Source organism: Persicitalea sp., from assembly GCF_041751555.1.
Classification (GTDB): domain Bacteria; phylum Bacteroidota; class Bacteroidia; order Cytophagales; family Spirosomataceae; genus Persicitalea.
The window spans coordinates 1-7,181 of the sequence record NZ_JBGSXF010000221.1; the positions used below are offsets into that span (position 1 = coordinate 1).

8 protein-coding genes and 1 pseudogene are annotated in these 7,181 nt (G+C 49.6%); 2 read left to right on the forward strand and 7 right to left on the reverse strand.

Translation table 11 applies throughout. The features are described 5' to 3' along the window. The 4 genes and pseudogenes from ACEW8P_RS07925 to eno form a co-directional block, all read right to left on the reverse strand. Nucleotides 1–344 (reverse strand): annotated as a pseudogene (locus ACEW8P_RS07925) (2,3-bisphosphoglycerate-independent phosphoglycerate mutase); the annotation flags it as partial. Further along, nucleotides 341–853, reverse strand: a complete 513-nt coding sequence (locus ACEW8P_RS07930) for a low molecular weight protein-tyrosine-phosphatase (RefSeq protein WP_373512553.1) — start codon at nt 851–853, stop codon at nt 341–343. The pseudogene ACEW8P_RS07925 and the gene ACEW8P_RS07930, both read right to left, overlap by 4 nt. Then, nucleotides 850–1,185 carry a septum formation initiator family protein gene (locus ACEW8P_RS07935; protein WP_373512554.1) on the reverse strand — a complete coding sequence of 112 codons (336 nt, stop codon included), beginning with the start codon at nt 1,183–1,185 and terminating at the stop codon, nt 850–852. Before ACEW8P_RS07935 ends, ACEW8P_RS07930 begins: the two co-directional genes overlap by 4 nt. 53 nt (nt 1,186–1,238) lie before the next feature. Next, the gene (eno, locus tag ACEW8P_RS07940; protein ID WP_373512555.1) at nt 1,239–2,510 is read right to left on the reverse strand and encodes a phosphopyruvate hydratase; all 1,272 of its coding nucleotides are present in this window, start codon (nt 2,508–2,510) and stop codon (nt 1,239–1,241) included. Between the two features lie 77 nt (nt 2,511–2,587). On the opposite strand from eno, the gene ACEW8P_RS07945 reads away from it, so the two are divergent. Continuing rightward, nucleotides 2,588–3,313 carry a thioredoxin domain-containing protein gene (locus ACEW8P_RS07945; RefSeq protein ID WP_373512556.1) on the forward strand — a complete coding sequence of 242 codons (726 nt, stop codon included), beginning with the start codon at nt 2,588–2,590 and terminating at the stop codon, nt 3,311–3,313. A gap of 41 nt (nt 3,314–3,354) precedes the next feature. Continuing rightward, nucleotides 3,355–3,699 carry a hypothetical protein gene (locus ACEW8P_RS07950; protein ID WP_373512557.1) on the forward strand — a complete coding sequence of 115 codons (345 nt, stop codon included), beginning with the start codon at nt 3,355–3,357 and terminating at the stop codon, nt 3,697–3,699. Between the two features lie 102 nt (nt 3,700–3,801). Here the strand turns inward: ACEW8P_RS07950 and carA are convergent, their stop codons facing one another. The 3 genes from carA to ACEW8P_RS07965 all read right to left on the reverse strand — a co-directional run bounded on the left by carA (nt 3,802) and on the right by ACEW8P_RS07965 (nt 7,113). After that, a complete protein-coding gene (gene carA / locus ACEW8P_RS07955) occupies nt 3,802–4,905 on the reverse strand; it encodes a glutamine-hydrolyzing carbamoyl-phosphate synthase small subunit (RefSeq protein WP_373512558.1) in 1,104 nt (367 codons plus the stop codon). 122 nt (nt 4,906–5,027) lie between these two features. Further along, the gene (gene rplQ, locus ACEW8P_RS07960) at nt 5,028–5,957 is read right to left on the reverse strand and encodes a 50S ribosomal protein L17 (protein WP_373512559.1); all 930 of its coding nucleotides are present in this window, start codon (nt 5,955–5,957) and stop codon (nt 5,028–5,030) included. 166 nt (nt 5,958–6,123) lie between these two features. Next, nucleotides 6,124–7,113 carry a DNA-directed RNA polymerase subunit alpha gene (locus tag ACEW8P_RS07965; protein WP_373512560.1) on the reverse strand — a complete coding sequence of 330 codons (990 nt, stop codon included), beginning with the start codon at nt 7,111–7,113 and terminating at the stop codon, nt 6,124–6,126. Nucleotides 7,114–7,181 lie beyond the last annotated feature (68 nt).

Below are 7,181 nucleotides of genomic sequence, written 5' to 3' on the forward strand. Positions count from 1 at the left end.
ATAAAATGTACCTTCTTTCCCGAGGTTTTAGCATAATCCAGCGCATCGGCCAACGCGGGTTCTTGCCCCAGCGAGCCGTCTTCCACAGCCAGATTTATTTTTACCAAATCCTGATAAACTACGCGGCCCGCGCCGAGATTGGTGTGGCCTACTTCTGAGTTCCCCATTTGGCCGTCGGGCAATCCTACGGCTAAACCACTGGCTTGCAACTTACTGTGCGGATATTTTCCAAGTAGACTATTATAATAAGGAGTTTTGGCGGCGAGAATGGCGGAGCGTTCTTCCTCGCCACTCCTGGCAATACCCCAGCCATCCATGATGATTAATATTACTTTCTTGTTCATTTTTTCAATTGATTCTTTTCAACTAGATATTCTAAAAATTGGGCACCACACCGCACTACGATGCGATACACTTCATCGAAAACAGCAATATCTTCGTAGTAAGGATCGGGCACGCTGAGTTGGGCTGTGTCGTCAGGCTTGATGAGTTCGGGGTCGAACTCGCGAAAGAGAAACAGCTTATCTTCGGGAAAGTAAAATCCGCTGCTGCGATAGCTTTGATTGCGAATGTCCTGAAAATTGGCTTCGTCCATTGCGACGATGTAATCGAAATTGTAAAAATCGTCTCCCGCTAGTTTCCGAGATTTATGGTTAAGTTCGATGTCGTTCTCCCACGCTATCTGCCGCATACGGCGATCGGGCAAGCTGCCGATGTGGTAAGAAGCCGTTCCTGCTGAATCGCATTTGATTTTTTTTGACAAGCCTTCCCTTTCAACCAAGTCCCGAAAGACCCCCTCCGCGATAGGGGAACGGCAGATGTTCCCGAGACAAACAAAGAGAATATTGATCATTCTTCCTTTTCGATCGACTGACCGTTCTCGTCCACGATCACGTACACGTCCTCAGTCGGTTTGCGCATGAGGTACTTCTCCCGCGCCCATTTTTCGAGCATGGCATTGCTGCCGAACACTTCTTTGTGTTCTTTCTTCACTAACTTCACTTGCTCTTTGTAATAACCGAGATCGCGCTCCAATTCCTTCATTTTTTGCCTGTTTTCCAGCAAAACGAAGAGGTTATTGTCATCGATGAAAATAATCCAGACCAGCCATGCCACCAGCGTTCCGGTGTAGAACTTGCGCAAATGCACCAAGAGGCGGGAGAGCCAGGTAGGGAGTTGAGCCATGAGAACAGAAGAAAAAACCGGAGCGTGAAGCTCCGGTTTTTCGAAGATATTACTTAAAACTTCAAGCCAGGGAAGTAAGCGGTCTCGCCTAGTTCCTCCTCGATGCGGAGGAGTTGGTTGTACTTCGCCATGCGGTCGGAGCGCGAGGCTGAACCCGTTTTGATTTGTCCAGTATTCAAGGCCACAGCCAGATCAGCGATGGTCGAGTCTTCCGTTTCGCCCGAGCGGTGCGACATAATGTTCTTATAGCTGTTGCGCTTGGCCAGGTTTACGGTGTCAATGGTTTCAGTCAGTGAGCCAATTTGGTTGACTTTAATCAGAATTGCGTTGCCAATTTTCTCGTCGATGCCCTTTTGCAGACGCTCGACGTTGGTAACAAACAGATCGTCGCCCACGAGTTGGCACTTGTCGCCGATAGCTTCAGTAGAAGCTTTCCAGCCATCCCAGTCGTCCTCGTCCATGCCATCTTCAATGGAAATGATGGGGTATTTGTTCACCCAGTCGGTCCAATAGTCGGCCATTTCCTGCGACGACAGCTTTCGACCATCCGATTTCTTAAAATGGTACTTTCCTCCCTCGTAGAACTCGGAAGCAGCCGCGTCCATGGCGATGAAAATCTCCTCACCCGGCTTGTATCCTGCCTTCTCGATAGCCTGAATCACGATTTCGATCGCTTCTTCGTTGGATTTGATGTTGGGAGCAAAGCCGCCTTCGTCACCGACGTTGGTGGAGTATCCCTTGCTTTTAAGTACTTTCTTCAAAGTATGAAACACCTCCACGCCCATGCGCAGGGCATCGGAGAAAGTGTCCGCCTTAGCGGGCATCACCATGAACTCCTGGAAGTCGATGGAGTTATCGGCATGGCTCCCCCCGTTGAGAATATTCATCATCGGTACGGGCAACGTGTTGGCGTTGGTTCCGCCGATGTAGCGGTACAGCGGCAACCCCGCTTCCTGCGCGGCGGCCTTGGCCACGGCCAGTGACACACCCAAGATGGCGTTAGCGCCCAACTTTCCTTTGTTTGTGGTTCCGTCGAGTTCCAGCATAATCTTGTCGATTAGATTCTGGTCATACACCGACATACCGATCAGCTCGGGGTAGATAATATCGTTGACGTTCTCTACGGCTTTAAGCACGCCCTTACCGACATATACTTTATCGTCTTCGTCGCGCAATTCCACGGCTTCGTGCTTGCCCGTGGAGGCCCCCGAAGGCACGGCGGCGCGGCCCAAATAGCCATTTTCGGTGCGAATATCTACTTCTACGGTGGGGTTTCCTCGGGAATCCAGGATTTGTCTGGCGTGTACGGACTGTATGGTACTCATGAACAGTTTTGGGGTTTATCAGGGTAAATGGTTAATTTTATCAAAAACAAAATTAACGTAAAAATTTGGGAACCGACATGAAACCATTAAAATGCCTCCGAGCGGCGCTCCGCTTACTGATAATGTTGGTATTATCTAGTCAAGCGCTATTTGCTCAGATTCCTCTAGCTGTCGATGCCTTCAATCATAAGCTTACCGCCACACCACAGAGTCAATTATTGGACGTTCGTACGCCCGGCGAATACGCGCAGGGACACCTCGCCCAATCCCATAACTTTGACATCAAAGATCCGGTCTTCGTGCAAAAACTAGCCACGCTGGATAAGGACAAGCCCGTATACGTCTATTGCCTGTCGGGTGGCCGCAGCGGACAAGCCGCTAAGTTGCTGGTGCAGAATGGTTTCAAGGAAGTCTATGATATGCAGGGAGGATTTCTGAAATGGTCGTCAGCCAATATGCCCTTCGAGAAAGATGAAAAAGCCGTCTCCGAACCAACGGGCATGAGTCAGGAAGCATTCCAGAAACTTATCGCTTCTGATAAACCCGTGCTAATTGACTTCTTTGCCAAATGGTGCGCGCCCTGCCAGAAAATGCTACCCACCATTCATAAGCTTACCGAAGAGTATAAGGGCAAGGCGATCATTGAGACGATCGATTATGACAAAAACAAAGCCCTGGCGCAAAGCCTGCAAGTGGATGAGATTCCGGTTTTTCTGCTTTACAAGAAGGGGAAGTTGCTGTGGCGGGGTATTGGGCTAATGCCGGAAAAAGAGTTTCGGACGGTGATTGAGGAGAATATGTAGGGGGAATTTCGAGGCTTTCGAGTTATTTGCTTTTCTATGAGATGAAGTATCTGCTCTATATGATCCTTGCTATTTTTGCTTCCGTCAGTTGCCTTCGAGAGGCAACCTGTGAAGATATAGCGGCCGCGTATAGGCCAGATGAAATCAGCATGATCGTGACCGTCCCAGCAGAATCAGCGTATAGTTTCAGATTGAAGGGGGTATCACTCGAAAACAGAATAGTAACTTTTGTGGGCGGAAATTATCTATGGGCACTTGACTTCAACGACCATATTTCAAAAGGAGACACAGTCATAAAGAAAAGGGGGGAATTGAAATTCTTTATACATAAAAAAGATTCTGTAATGGTCTTCAATTTGGAATGTGAAGGAGTTATCCTTGAGTAGTAGTGCTTGATAAATATCAGAGCCCTCAAAAGGAAGTTTAGTTCTCTTCCTCGAAGGCTCTAACATTTATCGGTTTGTACAGTCCTCCAAATTGTTATCACTCTACACTTCCTCCAACATCCGCGCGAACTCATCGAACAAATAATGCGAATCGTGCGGGCCAGGCGACGCCTCGGGGTGGTACTGCACCGAGAAGGCAGGGCGGTCTTTACGCCGGATGCCCGCGACGGTTTTATCATTGAGGTTGATGTGGGTCACCTCCACGTTGGGCTGGTTCGAAGTTTCTTCGGCATTGACGGAGAAACCGTGGTTTTGCGAAGTGATTTCACACAGACCTGTGATGAGATTCTTCACTGGATGGTTCAGCCCCCGGTGGCCGTGGTGCATTTTGTAGGTGGATATCCCGCTGGCCTCGGCCAATAGTTGGTGACCCAGGCAAATGCCAAACAGCGGCTTGCCGGATTCTACCATTTCCTTTACTGTTTCCACGGCGTACATCATTGCGGCGGGATCGCCGGGGCCGTTGGAAATAAAGAAGCCGTCGGGTTGCCATTCCATTACTTCGGCGAAGGGCGTTTGGGCAGGAAACACTTTACAATAACAGCCGCGCTCCGTTAGGTTCTTTAGGATGCTTTTCTTGATGCCATAATCCATGACCGCGACGCGCCAGCGGCTTCCGTCTTCCTCGCCCATGAAATATGGTTCGGTCGTACTCACTACGGACGAGAGTTCCAGTCCGGCCATAGAAGGGACTTTTTTCAATTCTTCCATCAACGCTTTCTCGTCCAAAATCTCGGAAGAAATAATAGCGTTCATCACGCCCTTCTCCCGTACGTGTCGCACGAGTTGGCGCGTATCCACATTGCTGATGCCCACGATATTGGCCCGCTCAAAGTACTCCTGCAAGGAAAAGTCTGCCGTGTGACGTGAGTAATCATCAGAAAAGGTGTTGCACACCATGCCCTTGATTTTCACACTGGTTGATTCCTCTTCGGTATTCAACTGCACGCCGTAGTTACCGATGTGTGGCGTGGTATTGACGACGATTTGGCCATAGTACGATGGATCGGTATAAATCTCCTGGTACCCGGTCATTCCGGTGTTAAAGCAGATTTCGCCGCCCGTGGTGCCTTTTTTTCCCAGAGCCAGACCCCGATAGGCTGTTCCGTCTTCCAACAATAGCAATGCTTCTTTTGATTGTGTCATGTGTTTTGGTATGATTAGCGCAACGGGCGCAAAAGTAATGGTTTATGCCAAAAAAAGGGGTCAAACGAAAACGTTCAACCCCTTTTTCTATTTATTTGCAATCATTTCTGATTTCTGTACTATCAATTTTCGCGTCCGCCGTCAAGTTCATCCTGCCAAGCTTTCAGTTCGTCCCACTTGCCATCAGCGGCAAGTTTGGCTTGCTGCGGCCAGGTAGCAGGATCATGCGAAGCATATTGCGAACCAGCGGCATCCATGATTTCACGAATGGCTTCGGGCGTCGAGTCAGCCACTTTGGCGAATGTGTCGAGACCCGCTTCGGTCAGTACCTCGGCGATTTTGGGGCCGATGCCTTCCACTTTGGTCAGGTCGTCAGGTTCAGCGGAAGCTTCCTCTGCGGCTGCTTCAGGAGCAGCGGCAACCGGAGTCTCAGCAACCTCAGCCGTTTCTTCAACTTCGGTAGTTTCGGTGGGAGCAGCAGCTTCAACTTCTACTGTTTCCTCAGCTGCCTGAATTTCTTCGGGTGCATTGGCTTCGGCCAAATCAGCGGCACCAGATTTCATCGTGGCTTCCTGATCGATTGCTTCGGCTTTCACCGGAGATTCAGTTTCGGTGCTGTCACCTGACTTTTTACCACCTCGACGGCTGCGGCGCGTACGCGTTGGCTTATCGGCGTTGCTCAGAAGGAATGTCTCGTTAAAATCGACCAGCTCCATCATGCAAGTCTCGGCGGAGTCACCAAGGCGAGTGCCCAGCTTAATGATGCGGGTATAGCCACCAGGACGGTCGGCGATTTTGTCGGCTACCACGTCAAACAATTCTTTCACCGGCTCCTTATCGCGCAGTTTCCTGAACACCATACGGCGGCTGTGGGTCGAATCGTCTTTTGCTTTCGTCAGCAGGGGCTCAACGTAGGTTCTCAATTCTTTCGCCTTGGCGACCGTCGTTTCAATGCGTTTGTGCAAAATCAGCGATGCCGCCATATTGGACAACATAGCGTGGCGGTGGGCGGTCTTTCTGCCGAGGTGATTGTGTTTCTTTCCGTGTCTCATTTTTGGGATTGATTAGTAGCTTCGAGCGGCGGTTAGTTTGTTCGCGCTACAGAATACGTACTGATTTAATTTTGAATGAGTGATTGAGTGAATGAGTGAATAAAAAAGTAGGTGCACGAAAGCAACATTCTCTCATTCACTAATTCTCTCATTCACAATTAATTTCCTATTCTTCGTCAAGACGATACTTTGCCACGTCCATACCGAACGTGAGTTGCTTTTCGGCTACCATTTGCTCCAATTCGGTCAGTGACTTCTTACCGAAGTTGCGGAACTTCATCATGTCCGAAATTTCGAGACGTACCAGATCGCCCAGCGTCTTCAAATCGGCCGATTTCAGGCAGTTGAAAGCACGAACGGAAAGGTCTAGTTCCGACAAATTGGTCTTGAGCAACTTGCGCATCCGCAGCATTTCCTCATCCACCTGATTGTCTTCTTCCGCCATCTGCTTCTCAAACGTCATCGTTTGATCGGAGAACAGCATGAAGTGTTGAATCAGAATATTGGCGGCACCTTTCAGCGCTTCCTCGGGATGAATCGAGCCGTCGGTTTCGATATCGAGCAAAAGCCGCTCGTAGTCGGTCTTCTGTTCCACACGGGTGTTCTCAACGCTGTAACGCACGTTTTTAACGGGCGTGTAAATCGAGTCGATGGCTACGTGGCCGAAAGGAATCTCGTTGGCGCGGGGTTCATCGGCGGGAACGTAGCCCCGGCCTTTGTCCACCAGAATCTCCATCTCGAACTCCTTCTTGTCGTCGAGGTGGCAAATCACCTGGTCTGGATTCAGCACCTTATACGAACTCGTGAATTTACCGAGGTCGCCGGCCGTAACGACCGATACGTTTTTCAGATTGACCTCGATGCGGTTCTCCACCAGATCGACTACCTTCTTGAGGCGGATCGATTTCAGGTTGAGAATAATTTCCGTGACATCTTCCACCACGCCCTCGATGGTCGAGAATTCGTGCAGGACGCCGGGAAACTTTACGCTCGTAATGGCGTATCCCTCCAAAGAAGACAGCAGAATACGACGCAGCGCGTTGCCAATCGTTACTCCGTAGCCTTTCTCCAATGGCTTAAACTCAAATATCCCGTGAAAATCGTCGGACTTCTCCATCACGACCTTATCGGGCATTTGGAATGCTAATATTGACATAGTCTTGTGTCCTTTTTTATGTAGTAAATGACGGTTGATCAGGCCGTCGTTACCTTTTGCGATCGCAA